At 47.9% G+C, this 1,063-nt stretch carries 1 protein-coding gene; it reads right to left on the bottom strand.

All coding sequences use genetic code 11. The features are described from left to right. On the bottom strand, nucleotides 1-1,063 hold a 1,063-nt coding region (locus ACYQ2C_RS18560; protein ID WP_460104686.1), incomplete at both ends, for a beta strand repeat-containing protein.

The raw sequence follows: 1,063 nt of genomic DNA, 5'->3' as shown, positions 1-1,063 counted from the left end.
CTGTACCAGTACCGGCCGTTAAGGTGGTGATGTTATTAAAGGTAGATCCGAGAATATCCAGATCATTATTGGTGAGTGTATAAGAGCGGTTGCCATTCACGCTATCAGAGACAGAGATTACGCCATCAACTGCATCGATGTTGGTGTAGGTAATACCCGATACGGTAAAGTCGGCAGCATTGAGACTAGCCGATGAACCTGCGCGTACCGCTAAACTATCGGTTCCACCATTACCATTAACTGTAGACACACCTTGGAAAGCGAAACCATTCGTATCAATTTGGTTATCCGCAATTTCATCAAAGCTATCGTCTCCAGTGGTACCGGTTAAGGTACCAACCTGGGTTGCGGTTGTTACGTTTGTGTAGGTGATACTGTTACCACTGGTGAAGTCGCTTGCACCAAGGGCGACACCAGAATTGTTGACATTAACCATACCGGCCGTATCGCCATCAACCGTGTTCACACCACTGAAAGCAAAACCTAATAATGACACTTGGTTTGAGCCGGTTTCGGTAAAGCTGTTGCCGCCGGTGACCGAAGCGTTACCCGTTAACTGCCCTGTTCCTGAAACATTACCAATAGTATTAACACGAACACCGGAGTCGGTATCGAAAGCTGTTGCCGAGGTTAAGGTTGCATTGTTGTTATTTAAGGCAATGCTATCGCTCACATCACCATTAATGGTATTCACATCTTCAAAGCTCACACCGGCTTGGGTGTTGACGGCTAAGGTGGTGCCATTTAAGTCAAAAGATTCAGTCACCCCGCTGTCACTGACAAGGGTATCAACGCCAGTAACCGTTGAGATAGTGCTGATGCTGGTTGTGCCAGAAGTAATAACACCGCCAGAAAGATTCACACCGAGATTTGAAAGCGCGATGCTGTCTGCATCGCCACCGTTGCCTTGCACACTGCCAACCGCGTTAAAGGTTTGATCAGAGACTGCAACCTGCTGATCAGCGGTTAATGCAAAGGCTTCATCGAGCCCACTGCTGCCCGTTAATGTGCCGGTGTTGTTGATGGTTTCTGCGTTGGTAACAAGAACGCCAGAATCGGTTGT

It is taken from the genome of Sessilibacter sp. MAH3, assembly GCF_054658275.1.
Note: the sequence above shows the minus strand (reverse complement) of the source record. Positions and strands in the feature narration are given on the sequence as shown.